Source organism: Paenibacillus sp. FSL R5-0912 (assembly GCF_000758605.1).
In the GTDB taxonomy this organism is placed as follows: Bacteria; Bacillota; Bacilli; order Paenibacillales; family Paenibacillaceae; genus Paenibacillus_AQ.
Window position 1 is genome coordinate 1,263,331 of record NZ_CP009282.1, and the last position, 22,481, is coordinate 1,285,811.

Sequence of the window (22,481 nt, forward strand, 5' to 3'; positions counted from 1 at the left end):
TTCCTCCATTATCCTTTGGCTTCAAGCTCGAGGAGAAGCTTCACGATGGAAGTCTTCGTGAGCCGCCCTACTACGTCCAGACCTGAGCCGGACCCTTCCCCGCTGCGGGGAACAACTACCGGCAGACTGTCTACCTCGTGGTATATCATGCGCTGCGCGGCGTCAAGCACCGTGTCATCGGGCGAAACAGTTACTACCTTGGGCTGGCGGGTCATGACCATGCTCACAGGCATGGTTACCGCTCCGGGATTACCGAGCGTGACCTTCAGGAAGTCCTTGCGCGAGGCGACACCGGTCAGCTTGCCGTCGCTATCACAAATGATCAGCGTACCGACATCCTGAAGAAACAGTGTAACTACAGCGTCCTGAATCGTTGTATTCTCGCGGATAATGACCGGGATGCTCTGGATATCGCTAACCTTGGTATCCTGCAGCAGCCCCCGGCTGTTATGGCGCGCTGCAGCTTTGGTACCGGGGAAGTAGCCGACCTTCGGCTTCGCATCGACATATTCGAGCATAACCAGGATAGACAAGTCCCCCCGGATGGTCGGCCGGCTCAGGCCCAGGCTTTCCGCGATTTGGTCTCCGGTAATCGGCGCTCTTTTTTTCACAATCTCAATAATTTGCAATTGCCGGGTTGTCAGTTCGATCACAGTTTTCCTCCACTTTCCGGTTTACGTTATAGATACAGGCACTCCCTTGGCAGAAAAGGAGCACCGTGCGCCGATTCCCCCTCTTCATTCAGACGTCCTATTTGGAATTAAATTCCCTAACTTGCTTATATAATACGCAACAATGATCATAAATGCAATATATAGTACGTCATATATAATAATTTTCTGAAAAAAATAGGTAGCTTAATCAGATTTGCGTTAAGGAAAAAATAGAAAATTCTAATATATGGTATTTATTTAATGCTCTTTCCTCACATGTATGGTAAGGTTTGATCAGGCAAGGAGGTGTATTCATTTGAGGAAATCATGCTTCGTTCTCATATGCGGGATAGTCATCCTAACGTTGTTATCTGCCGGATGCAGCAAGGACACCCCGAAGTACGCAGAATTGTTCACACAGGTGGAAGGGCACAGGGCTGTGTTCAACCAGCCGCTCGAAGACGGGCTTGCCGTTCTGGAAGTTACGGATGCTGTTGGGGAATTTGATCCGAATTTGGGTACAATCATGCAGGATGAGATCCTGACCGTCAATCCAATGGAGTTCATCCAGCAGATTACGGCAGATGTTACAACGGGTACAATCATTGGGTACCGGATAGGGACGGTCTTCCCCAGATCGGACAGCGGTTATGAGGATGCAAGAGAGCTGGTGCGTGCTTTTCTGGACCAATACAAACCTGCGGACGCTGAAGAGACTGACAAAGTCGAGCAATCCGTTCAATCTATTGACCGGATGGCCTTTCCGCTTAAGCCGCTGACAGGCTCAATCGAAGAATCCTGGGCATACGGCGAGGGTGAGAACAAGCTGTTTATCACCTACAGGATATCGAACAGTAACCAGAGTGATGAAGAATTGCCGCTGAATTTGTATTTCAGCTCTGTGGAGCAGCATTAAGGTTCATGGTGCTTGAGCCATATTTGAGCCATATATAAAGACAACAGAACAGCCCGGAGCCCTTTGATCAGGGTCCAGACTGTTTTTGTTTGGCACGGGCAGAGCTACTCCTGCGGAAGAGCTTCAATACTTGTTTTATGTAGTACGGGTATTGCCGGTTTTTGTTTGAAAATCAGCTGCTTCAGCGCGCCTGCATTCACAAGGACCGTGCCAGCGATAATGGTGAATACACCAAGCAGCGTTACCCAGGTTACCGTCTCGTTATAGAACAGGAAGCCCACCCCGACGGCAATCGGCGGAGAGATATACAGCCAGGTTGACGGAAAGACGGGATTCGTCTTGGAGACGAGCCAGTAGAACATGGTATGACCAACCATGGAGCCGACAACGGTCAGGTAGAGCAGGGAGCCTGCGGTTTTGAACGATAGCAGGAAGGAGGGATGCAGCGGCTCGGTAATCAGCGATATGATGAACAATAACGCTCCGCCGTACATCATCTGGGCCGCATTCAGTGCCACAGGTGATACTCCGGAGAAGGTAGTGGTTACTTTTTTGGAGTAGATCGCACCTGCCGCATAGCAGATTTCTCCGATCAGGACGACAACACAGCCGATCAGCCAGAGCGGAGTGACATCAGCCGCAAGGCTGGGCAGCACAAGCAGCAGTACGCCGGTGAAGCCGATGATACAGCCGAACAGCGAGTAGCCAGGAGCCTTTTGCCGGAGAAAAGCCATCTGCATCAGCAGAATCATCATCGGCCCGGTTGCCGATAATACGGCCGCAAGTCCGGAGGATACATATTGCTCGGCCCAGTAAAGTGCGGCGAAGGTGCCGAAGGTCAGCGTTGCTCCGGTGAACAGCATTTCCTTGCGCAGTAGCAGCGAGAAGCTGGCTTTGCCTTTCACTACCATGAACAGGAACAGCACCGCCCCTGCCGTGAAAAAACGAAGTCCCGCAGAGAAGAACGGCGGCGCTCCGGCGTCTACGCCGATTTTGATCGCGAGAAAGGTTGTGCCGAAGATCAGACAGACCAGTGAATAAGCTAACATAATCATGTTTCCGTGCCCCTTTGTGGTGGTAATGTGGCAATCTCTTGAAGTATTCTGTTAATCATATCCTCATAGGCGCAGAACAGATTGCGGAACACAGAACAGTTGCCGGGCGGAATGCTGTACAATAGGGCAAAGAGCAGTTGGCGAAAGTGTGCGCAGGAGTGAGCGGCGAGCGGTGAGCTGTGGGCAGCGGGGCGGCTGTGAGTATATTGTGGAGAGGGCGGGGGTATATGAAGAAGTCAGTGGGAGCAGAGCAAAGTAATCCCTTGTTCCGCCAAGTCTATGAGTTCATGGCGAATCGGATCGGGCGCGGGGAGTGGAAGCCCCATGACAAGCTGCCGTCGATCCGGCTGCTGGCGGATGAGCTGGGTGTCCACCGGCTGACGGTATTTAAGGCTTACCGGGCACTTACGGAGAACGGTATGCTGTATGTCAAAGACAAATCCGGTTATTATGTATCGCCGGGCAGCCGGCTGGCCAATTCGGTGGAGGAGGGGGCAGCCGTATTAGGGTATACGGTCAAGAGTCCGATGTCTGATATTCAGCGGAAGCCGGTGACTTACCAGTTCTCTCAAGCGCTGATTGATCCGGGTCTGCTGCCCAACCTGTTCCTGTCCGATTATGTCAAAAAAGTATTCGACCTCTACCCGAAGGTCATGGGTACCTATTCCACCGTGCAGGGGGATGAGGAGCTGCGCGCTACGCTGAGCAGCCATTTCCATGACCGGTACCGGCTGCAGCTGTCGGCCCGCGAGCTGCTGATTACTTCGGGAGCGCAGCAGGCGATCAATCTGATCGCCGGAATCATGCTCGGCCCGATGGATGCCGTGCTGGTGGAGCGTCCGACTTATAGTGTGGCGCTGGATATTTTCCGCCGGGCAGGCGCGCGGCTGGTTCCGGTGGAGATCTCGCCCCAGGGGTATGATCTGGCGGCGGTCGAAGAACTGATGCGCAGGCATAAGCCGCGGATGTTCTATATTAACCCGACGCACCATAATCCGACGGGTTATACGGTGCCGGCTAAGCAGCGCAAGCTGCTCGTTGAGCTGGCGGAGCGCTACCGCTGCCTGCTGGTGGAGGATGATCCGTTCCGTGATATGCACTTTGAGGAGGAACCGCCGGCACCGTTTTTTGCCTATGATACCGAAGGCTGGGTCATCTATATCAGCAGCTTCAGCAAGTACGTGGCCCCCGGGCTGCGGATCTGCGCAGTAGCCTGCCGTTATCCGTTCATGGAGCGGCTGATTGCCGCCAAGTCGCTGGCGGACAACGGGACGCCGCTGCTGAATCAGAAGATATTTCTCCACTACTACACCTCGCCGCGCCTGCAGCAGCATCTCGGCAAGCTGCGGATCGCGCTTCAGGTGCATAAGGAGATTATGGAGGAGGAGCTTGCAGCCACCGGCTGGGAATGGACAGCGCCGCAGGGCGGGCTGAACCTGTGGGTGAAGCTGCCGGACACAGTGTCCGTAGATACGCTGTTTGTACGCTGTATGGAGCAGTCTATCTCCTTCGTTCCCGGTGAAATCTGTGATCCGCTGGGCGAGATGAAGTCCTGGCTGCGCCTCAGCTACTCCTTCGCCAGCGAAGCACTGCTGCGCGAAGGGATGCGGCAGCTGACCGCAATTGCGCGGGAGATCGAGGCGGAGGGTGGACATAGAGAGTGAATTTAGAGAGTAAATACGAAGAGCAGATGCAGAAAGTAGATGCGGGTAAATATTGGGGGTTAGCCTGCAGACATGATGAGCCAGCCGCTATCATATATCCGTCAGGCATAGCTGGTAGCACATGCTCATGATGCAGCCGTTATCACGTAGCTGTCTGGTCGCAGCTTGCTATCACATGCCCATGACGCAGGCGTTATCACGTAGCTGTTATTACGCTGACTGTCCTATTATTCCCGCGTGCCTTTTAGCTGGTATGGGATTTTATGGTTTATAGAGTAACCTTTCTCTGGGAATTTCGTCTGGGGAATAAGGAGAGTGATTATGATGATTGCGATAAAAAGAATCCCGGGCGTCTTGCTCATGATCCTGTGCGTCCTGCTTGTCTCCATGACACTACTGACTGTACGTCCGCAGGTTACCTATGCCTGTTCTTGTGTCATACCAGCTCCGCCGCTGGAGGCTCTGGAAGACAGTGCGGCTGTGTTTGAAGGCACCGTAATATCGGTCACCAAACCATCCGGAATTATGCAATCCAGTGCTGATCCCATGCAGGTTACCTTTCAGGTGGGGGCCCGGTGGAAGGGGGATTTGGGTAATCAAGTGACCGTAAATACGGCGCAGTCCGGAGACAGCTGCGGCTTTGAGTTCGCCGAGGGGGAACGCTATATGGTTTATGCAAGAGGAGCGGAAGCAGATGGAAACCTAGCGAAGGGGGATGAAGAACAGAGTGAGTTGACTACGAGCCTGTGCAGCCGAACTGCCCTGTATGCTGACGCGCAGGAAGATCTGAATGAGCTGGGGCCAGGTACCGGCGGCGGGTCGCCGACAGCTCCGCCAGAGACCGCTGAAGGTGATGCACCTTCAGTACCTGTAGACAACCATTCAGCAACAGCACCCTGGCTGCTATATGTGGGAGCGGGTGCGGGGATGGTGATCTTGATAGCACTAGGGCTAACCTGGCAGCGCCGTCAAAGTAACAAATCACGGAAATAAGCAGCAGCTGATGATCACTGTGTAAGACATAATGAAGCAGGATGAGGCGGAGTAAGAGGAGGCGCGGTAAAGCAACGGTGGAGGATGCCTGGGCAACGCAGCTGGTTTGTTAGAAGAACGGGAGCTTCATATCAATAGAAGGGAGGCTCATGGCTAAACGCTATAAGTCTCCCTTCTATTATGCTCATAGTGCAGGCGAAGCAGGAGAATGTCCGAACTCTAACTTTAGCGCCACGGCTGATAGAGCCGGTTCTCCGTAAGCCAGTCTATCATTTCCTCCACGCATTCCTCTGGGGTACGCTCTGCCGTGTGCAGCCTCAGCTCCGGGTGGTCCGGAGCCTCATAAGGATCGGAGATCCCGGTGAAGGCCGGGATTTCACCGGAGCGGGCCTTGGCGTAAAGCCCTTTGACATCCCGCGCTTCACACACGGGGAGAGGGCAGTCTACATAGACCTCCACGAACCCCGGCAGCTCCCCGCGGGCATAGCTGCGCATGTCGGCATAAGGGCTGATCACCGAGACCACGGTGACGACGCCGTGCCGGTTCAGCAGGCCGGCGATATAGACCGCCCTGCGGATATTCTCGAGCCGGTCCTCGCGGCTGAAGCCAAGGCCCCGGCTCAGTATGCGCCGCAGCTCATCACCGTCAAGCCATTCGACTGCCCGGCCCTGCTCCTGCAGCCGGTCCTTGAGCAGAGCGGCAAGCGTGGACTTGCCCGCCCCGGACAGGCCGGTGAGCCATATCGTTACCCCTGTTTGTGTCTGAGCATGTAGCTGAGCCGTCATTGCTTTGTCCTCCCGTAACTTTTCGCTTCATTGTAGCCACCTTGTAGCCATATTGTAGCCACATTTGCTCTATCCACTGAACGGTACTCTTTCGAAATAGCGGCCTAGGAGATAGAACCAGACTTCTGCTCGAAGCTAAGAACCTCATCCGACAATAACTGTATTAACTACAACTAAAATCACCAGCCATTGTCTTTCCAGTCTAATAGCTGCACTTTCTACAACTAAAAGGACAGACTTTCCCCAAATGAGCGCCTTCGGCCATTTTTAGTTGTACAGCATACACTTATCCGCACACATCCGGTGTTTATCCTTCTTTTAATTGTACGAAATACACACATAGAAGAGAAAGTGTGTTTGGAACTCGCCCGACCTTAGAGGTATCTATCCATCGCCGTATCCATTCTATCGAATCTGCCAACCCAATCTGCCAACCCAAACCCGCTCACCGCTGGATCCCCATTTCCCTCATTTCGTCTGGGATTCTCTCTCCCGCGCCGTAAGGGATCCGCTCCAGCAATCCGGAGCCGTAAATCTGCTCCAGGCCAAGCTCCGGCATATGAATATAGCCGATGTAGCAGTCGCAGACCTTCATCCGGCAGCTGCGCAGCGCAGCGAGTCCTTCGAGACCATCGTGGTAGAGGTTACCGATGACCGCGCGGTCCTTGTAGCAGCGTTTCACGAGACCTGCCCCTTGCACATAGAACACGTTGCTGCCTGCATTGCAGCTTTTGCCCAGACTGTCGTAGTCAACGGCATTGATCCGGAAATAAGGATCTATCCCACTAAGGAAGCCTACATCCTCTGGCGCATAATAATCCGGCTTGTCCTTGTAGGCGTTCACCCACAGATAGACATCCTCCGGCAGGGCGGCACGCAGCGAGGCAATAGCCGGAAAAGCGCCATGAACACCTACACTGCCCACGCTGAATGGAATGCCCTGCCCGTATACAGTCATACACTGCGCCAGGAACCGTTCCTCACTCACCTGCCCGGGATGATAGGTCGCCCAGAAGGCGGATTTGGCCGGATTCAGCTCTGCGGTGAAATCAAGCCGGGCCGACAAATTCGTCTGGATGGCGACTTTGTCCACATGCTCCAGATGGGATAGAGTGATTAGCGCGTCCCGGTACCAGCGGTGTGTCAGTCCTTCCCCGTAGGGATTGAAGAAAATAGACAGCCGGTGGCCTGCCGCTCCCTGCTCCGACACCCAGTGGACGAAGGCCGTAAGATGCTCACGGTCTTTGGCGAGGGTAGCGGCGCTGTCTTTTATTTTGCCGAAGGGGCAGTAAGGGCAGTCATAGTTGCAGGAGGAGAGGGAGCCGCGGTAGTAGAGGACCGCCTTCATGGCAGGATGAACCCCTTCATCTGCTCCCTGATCTCGCCGGAGATGAACCAGTCCCCGATGGAATCGGAGTAGCCGAGCCCATCCGGAGTCAGCCGCAGGATGCCCTCTTCATCCTTGGCGAAGCCGCTCTGTACCAGCAGGCCCAGCTCGGGATGATCTTCCCGGACCGCAGAACCGAATCTCCTGCTGTAATCTGCCACGGTGAGACCTTCGCTATGCAGGATAGCTTTGAGAATGAAGCGCCGTTTCTGTTCTGCAAGGCTCAGTACAATCCCGTAGTCAGCAGTATCATAACGTTCGGCTGCTACATAGTCAGCGATGATGCGCTCTGTAGCTTTGCGGCTGACGCCGTAGCGTGAAGCGTAGTGCACATTCCGGGTATAGGAGCGGGCACCGCAGCCGAGACCGACCATGCCTTCCTCCTGGCAGCTGTAATCCAGAAGATCCTTCCCGGTTCCTGCATCCTCCTTGGCGAACCTGCGCATCGAGTACTGGCGGTAGCCATGCTCCGCCAGCAGCCGGCATGCAGCCTGATAACACTCATGGCGGATATCACTCTGACGCAGCAGATCGCCCGGCTTCACAATCGTATGCTCACGGGTGTAGAGCGGATAGATGAAGATCTCCTCCGGCTCATGCAGCAGCGCCTGATTCAGCGAATACAGCCATGATTCCACCGTTTGCCCCGGAAGTCCGTAGATCAGATCCAGATTGAGGATGGGGAAATCATATTTGCCCAGCAGCTCAAGCGCCCGGTATACCACGTCCGGGTCCTGCGGCCGGTAGATGGCAGCCGACTCGGCGGCCACGAAGCTCTGGATGCCCATGCTGACCCGGTCCACGGCATGCTCCTTCAGAATCGACAGCTTCTCCTCCGTCAGCGTCTCGGGTGAGGTTTCGACGGAGATGGATGTGGCTGAGAGATCCACTCCCATGATATCCGCAGCAATGCCGAACAGCCGGTTCAACTGCGCGGGAGCCAGCAGGCTTGGCGTTCCGCCGCCGATGGCGAAGCGCGCATAAGGTTTGTGACTGGTAAAAGCAGCCCACTGCTTCGCCTGCCGTTCCAGCGCGTCTACGTACTCGGCGTGGACATTCGCTCTTTTATCGGGCAGGGTGAACAGGTTGCAGAAGCCGCAGCGTGCGCCGCAGAAGGGAATATGCATATATAAGAAGAAACTCTCCGCAGGCTCGTTCCGCCACAGTTCCTCTAAAGAAATGGGGGCCGCGAACTCGCGGTAAGCGGTTTTGTGCGGATAGGAATAGAGATAATTGCGGTAAGGATTGGCCGTAATCTGTCCGGTCCATTCCTGAAGCTCCCCGGAGGAGAAGGGAGGTTGCCCGTCATTGCTCTTGTAATAAGTGGATTGCCGGATTGACGTCATACGTTCTCCTTCCTTTTGCGGGATAGTACAGCTATATAAAAAATTCGCGGTAAGGAACATTCCATACCGTTTCATGCGCCAGCCGGTGGCCCTGGTAGCCGTCTTCACCGTAAGCTTCTCCATGATCGGAGAACGCCAGGCAGAACACAGGGTTACCGCGTTCGCGGAAGGCAGCAAACAGACGCCCCAGTTCACCGTCGGCATAGCGGAGGGCAGCGCGCTGGCTGTCCACAGAATCACGCTTCGCCCCAGGCAGGAACATATGATTCGGGCCGTGGATCGCCGAGACATTAATGAACATAAACAATCGCTGGTCCAGCGCGGTATTGTTCAGTATCTTGAGCGCATGATTTACCTGATGCTCCGTGGAGCGCGGGTTCGTCACCCCGAACGTCATCCGCCAGTAGCTATGCTGGAAGTAACCGGGCAGGACACGGGCGAGGGGAACCTTTTTGCTGAAAAAGATGACGCCCCCGATACACACCGTCTGATATCCCGCCGCCGCCAGCCCTGACACCATATCCGGCGTATCGAACAGCCAGGTATGGGGATGCGTCGCAAGGCCGGTATTCCGGGAATGGAAGAGCCGCACATGCTCAGCCTTATTCGTAGTGGCCGGAGTGGGCAGGAATCCGCCGAAGAAGGCGTGATGGGCCGCATAGGTGAAGCTGCCGGGTGTATGCCGCTTTTCCCAGGAACCGCTGCCGCACAGATTGGGACAATTGGCCTCCTCCAGAACAGCGGCATCATAGCGCAGCGTATCGAGCGTAATCATTAAGATATCGTGGGTGCCGACAACGGCATTCATATCGGTCATAGGGCCAGGTTCCTCCCGGATAGCTGTTTCATTTCCCATTCATAGGTGCTGCAGCCGTGGTATTCCACATCGTACAATAAGTCGCCAAAAGGGTTCACATCCGCCGTATACGTCCGCCCGGTGCTCCCCAAGAGTACATCAATTCCCGCCACGGAGGAACGCGGAAAAGCAGCCAGAGACTGCTCGGCCGTATGCCGTACCTCTGCCTGCATGTCCTCCGTGAGACCGGCTTCGGCCGGGGTCATCCGGCGGCTGCGCAGATGCAGGTTCGTTATCGGTGTGCTGCTTACCCGTGCAACCGAGTGGCAGGCCACACCGGCAACAACCAGCTGGCGGATATCGAACGATTGCCCGCCCGCGCCGGGCTTCGGAATCCACTGCTCGGCATAGGCGCCGTGGCGGTAGAGCCAATTGATGATTCCGGCGAGGAGCGCAGAGTCCGTATAGCGCCGCAGCTTGCCGGAATTATAATACACCGGGGGGCGGGTGATATAGCTCTCGACCCCGATGGTAGTGACCGCCACCTCGGCTCCCGTTGCCGGATGGAGCTGATAGGCAATGACGCCGGATGCGGCTGAGCCGCTGGCCAGCTTGATGAATACGCGGTGCATCCGCTGCGAGAGCATCAGCCCGCGGAGGGAGGCGTAGTCCACGGGTGCTTGTCCGCTGCTGCTCCTGAGCGGCCGGGGAATAGGGACGCCAGCCGCGGCCAGAATCTGCTGCGTCCGGCGTTTATCGGTCATCGCGGCAATCTCGCCGGGATGGTTGGTCCAGCGGGCGGAGGGCAGGAGCTGCGCGGCTTCACGCTGAATCCGGGCCAGCAGCCGGCAGTAGCCGCGGAACCACTGGGACGGATGATGCAGCACGCCGGGCATATCCTTGAGCGCGCCGGCCGTCTTGAAGCTCAGCGGACGGAGGTCCGGCTGGCCGCCGTAAGGATGCAGCGAGTCGTCTGCGTCCGGCGCATCCGGCGCACCGAGCGCGATCAAGGCGCGCTCGGTTTCGAAGCTGCCGCCCGGCGACTCCAGCCGCAGCAGCGGCGGGGCCGTGTCCGGGGCAGGCGCTGCGGGGGCAGATGCGGCCGGCATGGCCAGCCGGCTGATGTCGCGGCCTTGGGCAGCCAGCTCTGTTAGCTCCGGCAATCTGTCCGGTGCCGGTGAATTCACCTTTGCTTGTCCCTGCAATGCATCCAGTACCTGCATTGCATCAACCCGCTGCCCCGCCTGCCCGGACACTCCGCCCAGCGGCTGCTCCCGCACCGGTAGCATGTCCAGCCTATACCCCGTCTGCTCCAGCAAATCAGCCAGCGGCTGGCCCTGCAACAGCCCAGCGTACGGAATCAGGACTGCCGGAGGCATGCCGAGGCGGCTTCGCGCCTGCTGGATGCCTTCCGAGCGCCTGTCGCCGGGATTGCAGAACACAATCAGCGGCTCTACGGGTGGCATCACTCGGTGATCGACGGATAACGCCAGTCATCCTCGTCGTCGCTTTTCTGCTGGTCGCTGACATCGGCAGGCAGTCCGCTGTTCTTCCAGCGCTGAATCATTCCGTCAGACATATAATGATGGCTCAAGTTGAGCAGCTTTAGTCCTTTGATCTTCCCGCTGGCGAGCAGCGCCTCGGCGCCGGTATCGCTAAGGGTTCCGAGTGACAGGTCGAGCGTCTCGAGCTGATCCAGAATAGGTGCATCGGCTAAGGCTGCAGCGATTTCATCCTGGATTTCACTGTTTTTGAGTCCCAGATAGGTAAGCTTGGGGAACTTTCCGGGTTCGATCAGCGGATACAGGTCTTCCAGACCGCCGTCAAAGCCGTAGTTGTCCACGCCTAGATATAATTCCAGCTTTTGCAGATTAGGCAGATTGGCGGCGGCGATATCGGCCAGGACATTTTTACCGAGTCCGCCTGTTATAATAATCAGTTCCTCGAGCTTCTCATGCTGCAGTTGGCTCAGCCGCAAGTCCGTGCCGCCCTGCGCAGTCAATGACTGCAGCTCCGGATAAGCGGGAAGCAGTGGAGAGAGGTCCGTTTGGGTAATCCACGAAATTTCACATTCCTCATACCCCATTTCCCCAATAAAAAGCTTGCGCAACGCAGGGAAACTTGCACTGTGCTTCACCAGCGCCTGGACGGCATCCTCCGAGCTGTTCTCGTAGGCTTGCCCCCAATCCCCAATCGTCAGACTGCTTACTCCAGCGGCTTCGGGGCTTTTGCTCAATTGTTCAATCTCCGTCTCTATCCGCTTACCTTCTTCAAATGCATCGTAATCGATACTGAGCTTCACTGCTGTCATGAACATTCCCTCCCGGAAAATTATGGCTTCCAAATCACCCTAACATTAAGCAGAAGGGGAGTCAAATAGCCAAGACGGAGGGTCACGGGAGGGATCGGCAGCAGCTGGAGCGGTAGGGTAGGAGGGACATTAGAGTAGGATGAGGGAGGCTGGAGAGTAGCTGGAGAGTAGCTGGAGAGCAGATGTAGAGTGGGAGTATAGCAGTAGTAAAGGTGCTTGTTGAGTAGTATGTGGTATAGCAGAGAGTGGCTGGAGAGCGGTTTTAGAGTAGGAGTAGAGCAGTAGTAAAGGTGCTTGTTAAGTAGCATGGGGAGTGGCTGCAGAGTAGCTTGAGAGGGATGATTTTCGCAAATTTATGGAGTTTTTGATATCTGCAGAGTAATTTTAGGCTTTTGTGTACGCGAAATGAAGTTATGCAGCCTGTATGTAACGCTACTCCTAATTAGCAGCCTTCCCATCGCTGATAATAAGATGAACTGATTCAAATGTTGCACAAATTACAACTTTGAGTAGCGGTACCGGGCCATTAAAGAGAATTATTGTAGAAAATGCAAGAATTTTAACATAAATTCAATGAAAACAAGGGAAATCCTGTATTTTTGAGGCGTCATGGGAGTTTTTACAACAATTTCGATTTTCATCGCTTATCGCGATGGGAATGTTGTATTTCATGCAGGATTTTGAAGAGGAAGGGGAGGAGGGGCAGCAAGCCCCGAAAGTACCGTGAAGCCCCCGAATCACCAGCCCCCCCGATAATGCACCAAGCGGCGTATAATGCATGGCAGTGGAATCGCAGCCTAATGCAGCACCGCCCGCACATTTTCTCCCTGGCATTCCGTCCGGCCCCGACGCTCCACTCCATCGCCTAGCCCGGGCGTCCCGCTTCATCGTCCGGCCCCAACGTCCGCCCCAACATCCCGCTCCCCCCGCCCTAAAGCGGCAGAGAGACGGGCCAGCGGCGTGCCATCATACCCAGCCGAACAGCCGGGCAGCGGCTGCAACCAGGAAGGTTACCGCGATGGCGATGCCGAGCGGAATGACGGCGGAGAGCACCGCCCACTTCATGCTTTTGGTCTCCTTGTAGATGTTCACCAGCGTGGTGCCGCAAGGATAATGCAGCAGGGAGAACAACATCATATTCAGTGCAGTCAGCCAGGTCCAGCCGTGGCTCAGGAAGATATCCTTGATGCTGCCAAGACCTTCAATATCGACCATGGCACCCGAGGACATGTAGCCCATGAGCAGGATGGGCAGCACAATCTCATTGGCCGGGAGCCCCAGGATGAAGGCCATAATAATGAAGCCGTCCATGCCGAGCAGTTGGGCAAAAGGATCAAAGAATGCAGCCATATGGTTAAGCACGCTCTCCCCGCCGACAAACACATTGCCGAGAATCCAGGTGATAATGCCGGCCGGTGCGGCTACGACGATAGCACGGGTCAGCACATTAAGCGATTTCTCTTTGGAGGAGCGGATGATTGTCTTCCAGATCTGCGGGCGGCGGTATGGCGGAAGCTCCAGCGTGTAATGGGTAGGCACACCGCGCAGCGCTGTTCTGGACATGACCCAGGATACACTCAGAGTTACGGTAATGCCGACCAGCACGATGCCCATCAGTACCAGAGCCGTGGAGAAGGTGCGCAGCATTCCGGTTGTAGCGGCTCCGACCATGAACATGGAGGAGAGCAGGATAAGTGTGGGCCAGCGGCCGTTGCAGGGCACGAAGTTGTTGGTCAGAATAGCCAGCATCCGTTCACGGGGCGATTCAATAATGCGGGTCGAGAGAATGGCGGCAGCATTGCAGCCGAAGCCCATCGACATCGTTAAGGCCTGCTTGCCGTGGCCGCCGGATTTCTTGAACAGGCGGTCCATGTTAAAGGCTACCCGGGGCAGATACCCGAAATTCTCCAGCAGCGCAAACACCGGGAAGAAAATCATCATCGGCGGCAGCATGACACTGATGACCCATGAGGTTCCGCGGTACAATCCGAGCACAAGGACGCCATGCAGCCAGGCCGGCGCATGAAGAGCGGTGAATCCTGCAGTCAGATAGCCCTCGATCCAGCTGAAGAGGGAGGCAAGCCAGCTTGAAGGATAGTTGGCCCCGGCAATCGTAATCCAGAATACCAGGCCGAGACCGGCAAGCATGATGGGGAAGCCCCAGAGCTTGGAGGTAACGATATTATCCAGTTTATAGGTGCTGCCAAGCTTCTTCTTATCTTGGTAAGTGACTGCATCGCTGCAGATGGCGGCGGATACGCCGTAGATCCCGCTGACAATCTCATCGCGGATTCCCCCTTGATCAGCCAGCTTCTTAGCGGCCGCGAGCAGAGAATCCACCGGGTCGTGACCGTTAATGGCATGCGGTGATTCCATGGCCGACCACCTCCTCGCTTACGGGAATATCCTTGCGGCCCATGCGGGCTTTGAGTGAAGTAAGCAGGCTGTGATCACCATCCAGCAGCCGGAGGGCAATCCAGCGGGCGGGGTATCTCGAACCGATGGTCTGCTCAACCATAGGAATCAGCTCGGCAATGCCTTGCTCAATGTCGGTGCTGTAGGTGATTTTCAGCGGCTCTGCCTTGAATGCACCCGTGGCCACGCGCTCGATTTGATCAAGCAGCGCTTCAATACCGATTTTGTTACGGGCAGAAATAGCGGTTACGGGAACGCCGAGCCTCTTGGAGATCCGCTTCAGATTGATATCAATTCCAAGCCGGCGGGCTTCATCAATCAGATTGATGCAGACCACGGCACGGCCGGTGATCTCCAGTACCTGCAGGGCAAGGTTAAGATTGCGTTCCAGCGAGGTAGCATCCAGGACCACTAGCGTTACATCCGGCTGTTCAAAAATAATATAGTCCCTCGCAGCCTCTTCATCGGCGGAGTTGGAGTAGAGCGAGTAGGTGCCCGGAAGATCCACAGCCAGGTACGTGTGGTTCTTGTGGTAGAACCCGCCTTCGGCGGTGACTACGGTTTTGCCTGCCCAGTTGCCGGTATGCTGGCGCATGCCGGTCAGCAGATTGAACAGCGTGCTCTTACCCGTGTTGGGATTGCCTGCAAAAGCGACCGTGTACTGGCTCATCCTTCACCGCCTCCCATTAATTGCCCGTAGATTAAAGAGCTCTCTTCCCGGCGCAGGGCAATCGTCGTATTGCTTACCCGGAATGCCGTAGGATCTCCCAGCGGGCTGCGCCGCAGCACTTCTACGCTATTCCCGACGACGAATCCCAGATCAAGCAGTCTTCTCCGCAGCACACCTTGAACTTCAATGCCGCTGATGCGCAGCGTACTGCCGTTCACAGCCTCTGACAATGGAATAACGGCTTCAGCCATAAGATCTCCTTCTTTCGTATGAAATGGAATGAATGAATATATAGCCATAAGTATGGAGTATGCATTTATATAGTGTATTGTGCACGCGGCATAGATTATTGCAGCCTGCCACAATAATAGTATATGTGAATAAATTTGTCCTTGCAACAAGAATGTTTCCCTAGGGAAAGAAAAAATAATCCCTGCTATAAAAGCGGCACAGGCCTCTTTATAGCAGGGATACGGAAGAGTAATAAATTAGAAGCGTCTATTCTGTGGTGACGATTGTTTGAACATAGGCGGAGGCTGTCTGCTGCTACTCCTGGCTGCCGAAATCCAGTGTGCGGCCGGTTTCTGCCAGCGTCTTCGTATTGCAGAGAATCTGCCACCATGAACTGTTGCTGGCATCGTAGGAAGGATCATCCGGATGCCAGTCTCCATGAACCAGTGTCAGCCTGGTACAGCCGCCCGCTGGCTCCAGCTTCCAGGAGATGACAGACTCATAATTCTCTCTATTCGTGAGGTAAGCGGGGCCGGTCCTATGGGTATAGCGCAGCGTCTGCTGCGGAACATATTCGAGCAGAGTGCCGTAGACATGTACCGTCTCTTCCCCGGCTGCCCCCGGGCCTACATACTCCAGCTGCTCACCCACAACAAAACTGGAGCGGATTACACTTCCGTAATAGATTTGCCGGACCTTCTCCGGGGAGACTAGAACCTCCCATACTTCTGCCACGGCAGCACCGATATAGAAGTCATACTTCAATTCTCTCATTCCCTGTTCCTCCTGGCATTATTGGATTCATGAACAATATACACAAGGATCACTGACAACTGCGGTCAGTGATCCTTCAGGAGATTAAGAGTCCTTATAATGTTCGGCAAGATCCGCAGCAACCCTGGACAGCTTGTGCTTGAGGGACGCGGGTTCCACAATGGCCAGCGATTTGCCGTAAGGCAACAGGAAATAAGGGGCGTAGCTGTGTAAGGCAGCCTGATTCAGCAGAAACCGGGCACTTCCCGTGCTGCGCCGCTCCAGCGTATGCCCGAATAGCCAGTGACTGCACAGATCGTTCAGGGTGGCTTCGGCCGCTTCGATGACCACAGCGGTTAACTCAGAGTCCTCCTCCGTTGCAGGAAGCAGCCTCTGCAATAAGAAATCTCGTGCCGAGAATCCGTCAGGACGAAGGAAGGCTGCCCCTGTCCGCTGCAGTCCGATGATCCGGTCCACCCGGAAGTTGCGGATATCCTGGCGCAGATGGCAGAAGCCGGAGAGATACCACTGGCCCTTCCACATCACCAGACCATAAGGGTCGATGCACCGGGAGGACGCCGGGGTACCGTTCCCCTTGCGGTATTCCATCTGAAGAGAGAGACCCTCCGCAGTGCAGACTTCCAGTTCTTCAAGCAGCAGCGAAGGGTGCTCTCCAGGGGAGTGGAGGATCGCAAGTCCGCTCTCATGGCGCTCCATCTGCGACAGCTGGGCCTCATTGCTGTAACGCTTAAGCTTGGCAATTGCCCCGTCGAGCGCATCAACGTAAGGGTAGCCGCTCCCCCTGGCAAAGGCAGATGCCTGTACAAGTGCCCGCCGTTCTCCATCATTGAAGAATAGCGGAGCAGTGCTGAATTGCTCCGGCAGCCAGAAGCCGCCGCCCGGCCCGGCATCGGCCTCTACAGGGACACCGCTGGCGCACAGCGCATCGATGTAGCGGTAGATCGAGCGGACGCTCAGCTCAAGCTCGTCTGCCAGTTCGGCGGCCGTTCTTTTGCGCTGCTTCAGCATCCAGAGTATAGACAGCATATAATCGGCTTTGGCCATTGGCTTGTTCCTCCTGGGCAGATAACTGATTCTTACAGCCAGTGTACCTTCAACAACCCGTTTTGCCAACCTTCTGCAGAGCCGCCGGGTGATGAAGCCAGGCCGGGACCGGCCTACGAAGTGGATCGCTTAGACCCGCTGTGCACCAGGATGGAAATAGCCAGCAGCAGCGGGATGGCGACTTGAAACACCGGATCAAGCTTAAGGCTTGGGCCCAGGCCGATGGCAATATGCTGTGTGTAGTCGCGCTCCAGAAAGGAAGCTCCATAGATAACGGCGCCTACCGGAAAGACCCACCACTTGGCCGGTTTGCCGGTCAGCTCCGCAATAGCTTTTACCGAACAGAAATAGAAGAGCATCATCTTAATCAGCAGCCCCAGGAAGAGCTGGATGGTCACCAGGATATCGAGCCGTTCCACAAACTTGAGGTTCGATAAGGTCCGGACAGTTTTGAGAAAAGGCAGCTGGCTGATCCCCGCTATGGTCGGACCGAGAACCGCCACATTGAGCGCGTTCATGAAGATCAGGAACAGACTGATGAGCAGATAGGCGTTCACTGTATATTTTACGGGCACACCAGGCTTATCCCATAGAGACCACAGCATCAGGAACACAATCATCTGCCCGAAGGGGAACGAGACGATATCCGGCAGCGCAGCTTTGACAACCGGCATCAGTCCGCCATCCAAGACAGGACCCAGGCGGGTGAAATCAATGGAACCCATTATTCCAAGCAGCACAACAAGCACAATGTAAAAGAAGATCATCACCGGCAGCAGAACCTCAGGCAGCCTGAAAATAACCTCAGCCCCCTTCCAGATAGCATACAGGGCAAGAAGTACAAAGATTATCATCGTGATCGACATTGGCGTTCTTGGAAGCAGAGTCATTGACGTCAATTCACCCAGATCACGGACATTACGCATGGACTGGTAGGCGAAATATAAGCTGTAGATTCCTCCGATGAATGATCCTGGAACCTTGCCGAAATGGAATTTAAGCATACCAATCAGATCTGTATCCTGAGAACGGTGCTGGATCCACATCAGAAGAAGCAGAAGGATGAATCCGGCAGCAGAACCTGTACACATCGCCAGCCAGGAATCCTGCTTGGCCTTGCCACCAAGCAGAAACAGCGGCGTGCTGCCGATTTCAAACAGCATGATCATGAACGCGATTTGCAGGGAAGTGACCTGTTCTTTCTTGGGCATGGTCCGAAATCAGCCTCCTAACCAATAGATAATGGCTCTGCCTACAGGCTGGAAGAACGCCGTATAGAAGATACCCAGCGAGAAATGGGGCGTTTCAGTAATCCCGCATATATTAATATAGGCGCAATAGCCAAGGATGCAGCCGAACCAGAGCCGGTGCAGCTTGCGGCCTGGTCCGCGCAGCTTGGTCCAGCCCCATAAGAATGCAATCACATAGAGTAGAAGAGTTATGGCTATTTTCATAGTGAAGCTCCTTTACTCCTGCTGGACGGATTTGAACGATTTATTGCTGAGGCCTGTCCGTTCAATCTGGAACGAGACATGCGGGCGGATCTCAATCTCCTTAAATACGCTGTCCCAGCTCTTCTCCTTCTCAATCTGCTTCCAGTGCTTGCGGTCGCTGCGGTGAATTCTCACCGCAAATCCCGTGACGTCAGCACCCAGCTTTTTGATCTCCGCCCAAGAGGTATTCACGAGCTCCGTCACCTGCTGTTCGAGGGATTCCTCCATTCCGGTGATGGCAGCGCGGTCATTCAAATCCATAACGCTACCGAGCTCGGTGAGCACACCGCTGCCTTTGATATTTATATCCATAATATAATGATCCTTGGCCCAGACCGGACGCACGGAAGTAGTTGAATTCTGGAGAATAAATGAAGCATCCGGCTTGCCGCTTATTGCGGGCTGGGATGCAAAGGCTATAGTAGCCGACTCGATATTGTCAGTCATAAAAGATAATCCGAAGGCTTGTTTCTGGTTAAGCCAGCCCACAAACTTCTCACCCTTTAGCACACCCAGCCTTCCCAGCTCCAGGCGCGAGGGCAGGTCCGTAACTCCGGTCTCACTGGTCTCATCCATAATCTTAGGTCCGGTGAGCCGGATTTCCGGCAATACCGCACTGCCGGATTCAGAGGAGAGTGCCATGGCCAGCTCATACAGGCGGGTGCCGGGATAATAGGAGAGGAGCTTTGCTTCCTGCTCAATCATAAGCTGGATGCCGGCGCCCTGATTCTTGGTCATCTGCATCAGCTGATCCAGAATATCACCGGCATCTCCCTGGGAAATAAACATATATACTGTTTCCCTGGCATCCTGCTTGCGCAGGAACAGGTCCAGCAGTTGGTTAATCCCGTGCTTAGCCAGGCTTTCCCCGATGACGGTAATCCGTGAATGAGAGAAGAACATCTCGCGGGTGCTGGTCAGATTGGTTCTTTCAATGGCTTCCATGATCGTCCTGCCTTTTACCGTGAAGGTGAGGAATGGCGGAGAACTTGTACTGCCGCCTCCGCTGCCTCCCATGCCGCTTGAACCTGAGGAAGGATTGATGACCTGATAGGTGGCCTTCCACTCGTTGTTCTCCCAGTCATAAGCCGAACCCGAAGTAATGCCGAGCTCGCTCAGTTCGCGGTTATCCCAGCAGCCGGAGAGAAGCGCGGATAGAAGCGGGACCATGAGTATAAGGCACAGCGTTCTTCCCGGTTTATTCATGTTTCCCACCCTTTCCGTTTGGATCTCGATTTCTGGAACCGGTACAGCAGAACCGCTCCCAGCGGAACCAGTACGTTGAACAGGAAGAAGACCAGGAAACGGCCTTCTTTGTTATACTGGTTGAGTTTGGCCGGGTTTTGCCATGTGAACAGACATTCCAGCGCAATGACCAGACCTAAAGCACCAATGAACGGACGGCTGCTGCTGACCCGGAAGGTCTGCTTGAAGCACTCTACCGTCACAAACAGGAAAATAGCTAATTTCAGATAGATGGACAGCACCCAATAGGAGATAAAGAGAATATCCAGCTTCTCAATGAACCTCCCGATCCGTACGATACCAACGGTTGTGAATCCCGGATACGCGCTCAGCTTGATAAATTGAGGACCAAATACCATCAGGGCAGAGATCAGGGAGAACATCATCAGTGCAGCAACGAATATCAGTCCTGTCCAGCCGATAACCCGTGCTCTCTGCGGATATTGCAGGTAAGGAGCCAGGAACAGCAGAACAGCGACTTCGGACATCCAGGCCGTTGGAGTGAGACTGGCCAGTGTCAATTCAGCCAGGGTATGGTCGAACATCGGCAGTAATTGATGTACATTCAGATCATGGAGCAGCCCGAACAGATACAGCGGCGCAAAGAACAGGTAGAGCAGAATGATCAGACTGTTCACTCTGGAGATGGCTTCAATCCCCTGTCTTACCATGTAGATGGTAATGAACAGAATGAGGATAACCAGTACGGTTACTGGTGTATTGATCAGCACGTTGTCTTTGATGAAATTGACAAACTCGCGCAGGATCGTTGCTGTTGTGTCCAGGTAGAACTGCAGCATCAGCAGACCGAGGATGGTAGAGATAACCGGGGAGGTTTTCTCCCCAACCCAGTCCAGAAAAGGAGCCCCATTGCTATAGCGGATTACTGTCCCGACAATGGCCGCGATGAGCAGCCCCGCCAGCGTTGACATAATAATGGACAGCGGTGCGTCTTGTTCAGCATAGCTCGTGATAATGATGGGCAGCACGACGGTGGCCGTCGGCAGAATCGTATTGACAACGAGCATAGCTGCCTGGGTAGTGCCGATTTTTCCGTTCAAGCTGGATCCTCTCCCTGCGGCTTAGGCTGTTCCGTAGATTTTTGATTCGCTCCTTCAGCTGGCTGAGGCTTCTGGTTGGGTCCTTGTCTGCGGGTTTCTTTGCCCAGATCGGTTTTGGGACGCATGGTCATACTCCATAGCGGGACGCGGATGAAGATATCCTTCAGATAACGCGGAATCATCGGCGCTACCGGAGACAGATAGGGAACGCCGAAGGAACGCAGTCCCGCCATATGAATCAGGAGCACCATCATGAAGGACATGATGCCGAACAAGCCGAGCGTTGAAGCGATGAACATCATTACAAAGCGGATCAGGCGGATGGAGTTGGCAATCGCCAGTGACGGTATCACAAAGTTCGAGATAGCGGTAAAAGAAACCACAATAACCATAGCCGCCGAGACAAGACCGGCCTGAACGGCAGCCTGCCCCAGCACCAGTGCGCCGACAATGGAGATAGCCGGTCCGATGGTACGCGGCATGCGTACCCCGGCTTCGCGCAGCACATCGAAGGTGAGCTCCATGAGCAGCGCTTCCGCCAGCGCGGGCAGCGGTACCCCCTCGCGCTGGGCAGCGAGACTGATCAGCAGGGTGGTCGGCAGCATTTCCTGGTGAAAGGTAGTGACAGCAATATAGAGTGCGGGCAGCAGCATCGACACAAAGAAAGCCCCGTAGCGGATCAGCCGCAGAAAGGAGGAGATATCGTACCGCTGGTAGTAGTCTTCACTGGACTGAAAGAAGTTGAAGAAGGTAGAAGGCGCCAGCAGCGCAAAGGGCGTGCCGTCAATAATAATCCCGATCTGGCCTTCCAGAATACCTCCGGCTACAGCATCGGGACGTTCTGTGTTCTGAATGGTAGGGAAGGGGGTCAGGCCACCGTCCTGAATGAATTCTTCAATATAGTTGCTCTCCAGAATGGCATCCGTATTAATGGCATTAAGCCGGCGGCGGATTTCTGTCAGCACCTGTTCACTGGCGATGCCCTTCAAATAAATGATGGCGATTCCGGTCTGGGTACGTTGGCCGATTTTATATTCTTCGATCCGCAGATCGGTAGTTTTGAGCCGGCGGCGCAGCATGGAGGTGCCCGTGCGCAGACTTTCCGTGAAGCCCTCCTTCGGACCGCGGATGACACCCTGGGAGGTCGGCTCGTTAATGCTTCTCTTCTCCCAGCCGGAGGTGTCTGCGGCCAGTGCGACCTGAAGTCCTTCGAACAGAATCAGCGTATAGCCTTCAAAAAGCAGAGCCAGCAGAACTTCCAGCGTTTTGCCTTCCTTGACGCCCCCGACCGGCAGCATCTGGTCCTTGATCATACTGAAGGCCGCTTCGGCGGTAATCGTATCTCCTTTCAGTGTCACATTCTCCATCAATGGCTGGAGCACCGTCTGGTTGACAGAATCGGCATTCACCAGACCGTCAATATATATGAACGTAAGGGAAAGGGAGCTTAAGGATTCATTGGTGAAGTTGCGGATAACGATATCCGAGCTGCTGCCGATCCGCTTTCCGATTTCCTGCAAATTCACCTCAAGTGAGGCGTTCAGCGGGAGCGGTGCGGGCACAGAGGTTTCCACGGGATCTTTGCCAGTCTTCCGGCCTTTCTGCTGATTCTGCGGCATCTTCGGGGGCTCCTTTCTGCTG

The 22,481-nt window shown here is 54.9% G+C and carries 21 protein-coding genes; 3 read left to right on the plus strand and 18 right to left on the minus strand.

The genetic code is table 11. From position 1 onward, the window contains the following. Positions 1–8: 8 nt before the first annotated feature. Positions 9–653: a helix-turn-helix transcriptional regulator gene (locus R50912_RS05425; RefSeq protein WP_171717486.1), complete on the minus strand. Its 645-nt coding sequence runs from the start codon at positions 651–653 to the stop codon at positions 9–11. Between the two features lie 316 nt (positions 654–969). On the opposite strand from R50912_RS05425, the gene R50912_RS05430 reads away from it, so the two are divergent. After that, complete coding sequence (locus tag R50912_RS05430) at positions 970–1,569, plus strand: hypothetical protein (protein WP_042233014.1); 600 nt, start codon at positions 970–972, stop codon at positions 1,567–1,569. A 104-nt stretch (positions 1,570–1,673) separates the two neighbouring features. Here R50912_RS05430 and R50912_RS05435 read toward each other — a convergent pair whose 3' ends face one another. Next, positions 1,674–2,624, minus strand: coding sequence for a DMT family transporter (locus R50912_RS05435; RefSeq protein WP_042233017.1), 951 nt, complete (start codon positions 2,622–2,624; stop codon positions 1,674–1,676). Between the two features lie 227 nt (positions 2,625–2,851). Here R50912_RS05435 and R50912_RS05440 point away from each other — a divergent pair, with 227 nt between their 5' ends. Together R50912_RS05440 and R50912_RS05445 are read left to right on the plus strand one after the other, a co-directional pair. Beyond that, positions 2,852–4,288, plus strand: a complete 1,437-nt coding sequence (locus R50912_RS05440; RefSeq protein ID WP_042233019.1) for an aminotransferase-like domain-containing protein — start codon at positions 2,852–2,854, stop codon at positions 4,286–4,288. Between the two features lie 321 nt (positions 4,289–4,609). Further along, complete coding sequence (locus tag R50912_RS05445; protein WP_052416006.1) at positions 4,610–5,281, plus strand: hypothetical protein; 672 nt, start codon at positions 4,610–4,612, stop codon at positions 5,279–5,281. 225 nt (positions 5,282–5,506) lie between these two features. Here the strand turns inward: R50912_RS05445 and cysC are convergent, their stop codons facing one another. The 16 genes from cysC to R50912_RS05525 form a co-directional block, all read right to left on the minus strand. Then, positions 5,507–6,067, minus strand: coding sequence for an adenylyl-sulfate kinase (gene cysC / locus R50912_RS05450; RefSeq protein WP_042233021.1), 561 nt, complete (start codon positions 6,065–6,067; stop codon positions 5,507–5,509). A gap of 445 nt (positions 6,068–6,512) precedes the next feature. Continuing rightward, positions 6,513–7,415: an STM4011 family radical SAM protein gene (locus R50912_RS05455; RefSeq protein WP_042233022.1), complete on the minus strand. Its 903-nt coding sequence runs from the start codon at positions 7,413–7,415 to the stop codon at positions 6,513–6,515. Beyond that, on the minus strand, positions 7,412–8,800 hold the full coding sequence (locus R50912_RS05460; protein ID WP_042233024.1) for an STM4012 family radical SAM protein: 1,389 nt from the start codon (positions 8,798–8,800) through the stop codon (positions 7,412–7,414). The genes R50912_RS05455 and R50912_RS05460 overlap by 4 nt, the downstream gene beginning before the upstream one ends. A 31-nt stretch (positions 8,801–8,831) precedes the next feature. Further along, positions 8,832–9,617 carry an STM4013/SEN3800 family hydrolase gene (locus R50912_RS05465; protein ID WP_042233026.1) on the minus strand — a complete coding sequence of 262 codons (786 nt, stop codon included), beginning with the start codon at positions 9,615–9,617 and terminating at the stop codon, positions 8,832–8,834. Beyond that, a complete protein-coding gene (locus R50912_RS05470; RefSeq protein ID WP_042233028.1) occupies positions 9,614–11,062 on the minus strand; it encodes an STM4014 family protein in 1,449 nt (482 codons plus the stop codon). Before R50912_RS05470 ends, R50912_RS05465 begins: the two co-directional genes overlap by 4 nt. After that, a complete protein-coding gene (locus R50912_RS05475; RefSeq protein ID WP_042233030.1) occupies positions 11,062–11,907 on the minus strand; it encodes an STM4015 family protein in 846 nt (281 codons plus the stop codon). The genes R50912_RS05470 and R50912_RS05475 overlap by 1 nt, the downstream gene beginning before the upstream one ends. Before the next feature lie 966 nt (positions 11,908–12,873). Next, positions 12,874–14,283 (minus strand): nucleoside recognition domain-containing protein, encoded by a 1,410-nt coding sequence (locus tag R50912_RS05480; RefSeq protein WP_042233031.1) that lies wholly within the window; start codon positions 14,281–14,283, stop codon positions 12,874–12,876. After that, positions 14,261–14,992, minus strand: a complete 732-nt coding sequence (locus R50912_RS05485; RefSeq protein WP_042233034.1) for a FeoB small GTPase domain-containing protein — start codon at positions 14,990–14,992, stop codon at positions 14,261–14,263. The genes R50912_RS05480 and R50912_RS05485 overlap by 23 nt, the downstream gene beginning before the upstream one ends. Then, complete coding sequence (locus R50912_RS05490; RefSeq protein WP_042233036.1) at positions 14,989–15,243, minus strand: FeoA family protein; 255 nt, start codon at positions 15,241–15,243, stop codon at positions 14,989–14,991. The genes R50912_RS05485 and R50912_RS05490 overlap by 4 nt, the downstream gene beginning before the upstream one ends. 295 nt (positions 15,244–15,538) lie before the next feature. Next, the gene (locus R50912_RS05495; protein ID WP_042233038.1) at positions 15,539–15,997 is read right to left on the minus strand and encodes an SRPBCC domain-containing protein; all 459 of its coding nucleotides are present in this window, start codon (positions 15,995–15,997) and stop codon (positions 15,539–15,541) included. 84 nt (positions 15,998–16,081) lie between these two features. Next, a complete protein-coding gene (locus R50912_RS05500) occupies positions 16,082–17,041 on the minus strand; it encodes a helix-turn-helix transcriptional regulator (RefSeq protein ID WP_042233040.1) in 960 nt (319 codons plus the stop codon). Between the two features lie 113 nt (positions 17,042–17,154). Continuing rightward, positions 17,155–18,252 carry a GerAB/ArcD/ProY family transporter gene (locus R50912_RS05505; protein ID WP_042233042.1) on the minus strand — a complete coding sequence of 366 codons (1,098 nt, stop codon included), beginning with the start codon at positions 18,250–18,252 and terminating at the stop codon, positions 17,155–17,157. A gap of 9 nt (positions 18,253–18,261) precedes the next feature. Further along, positions 18,262–18,495: a hypothetical protein gene (locus R50912_RS05510; RefSeq protein WP_042233044.1), complete on the minus strand. Its 234-nt coding sequence runs from the start codon at positions 18,493–18,495 to the stop codon at positions 18,262–18,264. Between the two features lie 12 nt (positions 18,496–18,507). Then, the gene (locus R50912_RS05515) at positions 18,508–19,740 is read right to left on the minus strand and encodes a Ger(x)C family spore germination protein (protein WP_042233046.1); all 1,233 of its coding nucleotides are present in this window, start codon (positions 19,738–19,740) and stop codon (positions 18,508–18,510) included. Next, a complete protein-coding gene (locus R50912_RS05520) occupies positions 19,737–20,840 on the minus strand; it encodes a GerAB/ArcD/ProY family transporter (protein ID WP_042233048.1) in 1,104 nt (367 codons plus the stop codon). The genes R50912_RS05515 and R50912_RS05520 overlap by 4 nt, the downstream gene beginning before the upstream one ends. After that, complete coding sequence (locus R50912_RS05525; RefSeq protein WP_081956386.1) at positions 20,837–22,459, minus strand: spore germination protein; 1,623 nt, start codon at positions 22,457–22,459, stop codon at positions 20,837–20,839. The genes R50912_RS05520 and R50912_RS05525 overlap by 4 nt, the downstream gene beginning before the upstream one ends. Between the last annotated feature and the right edge of the window lie 22 nt (positions 22,460–22,481).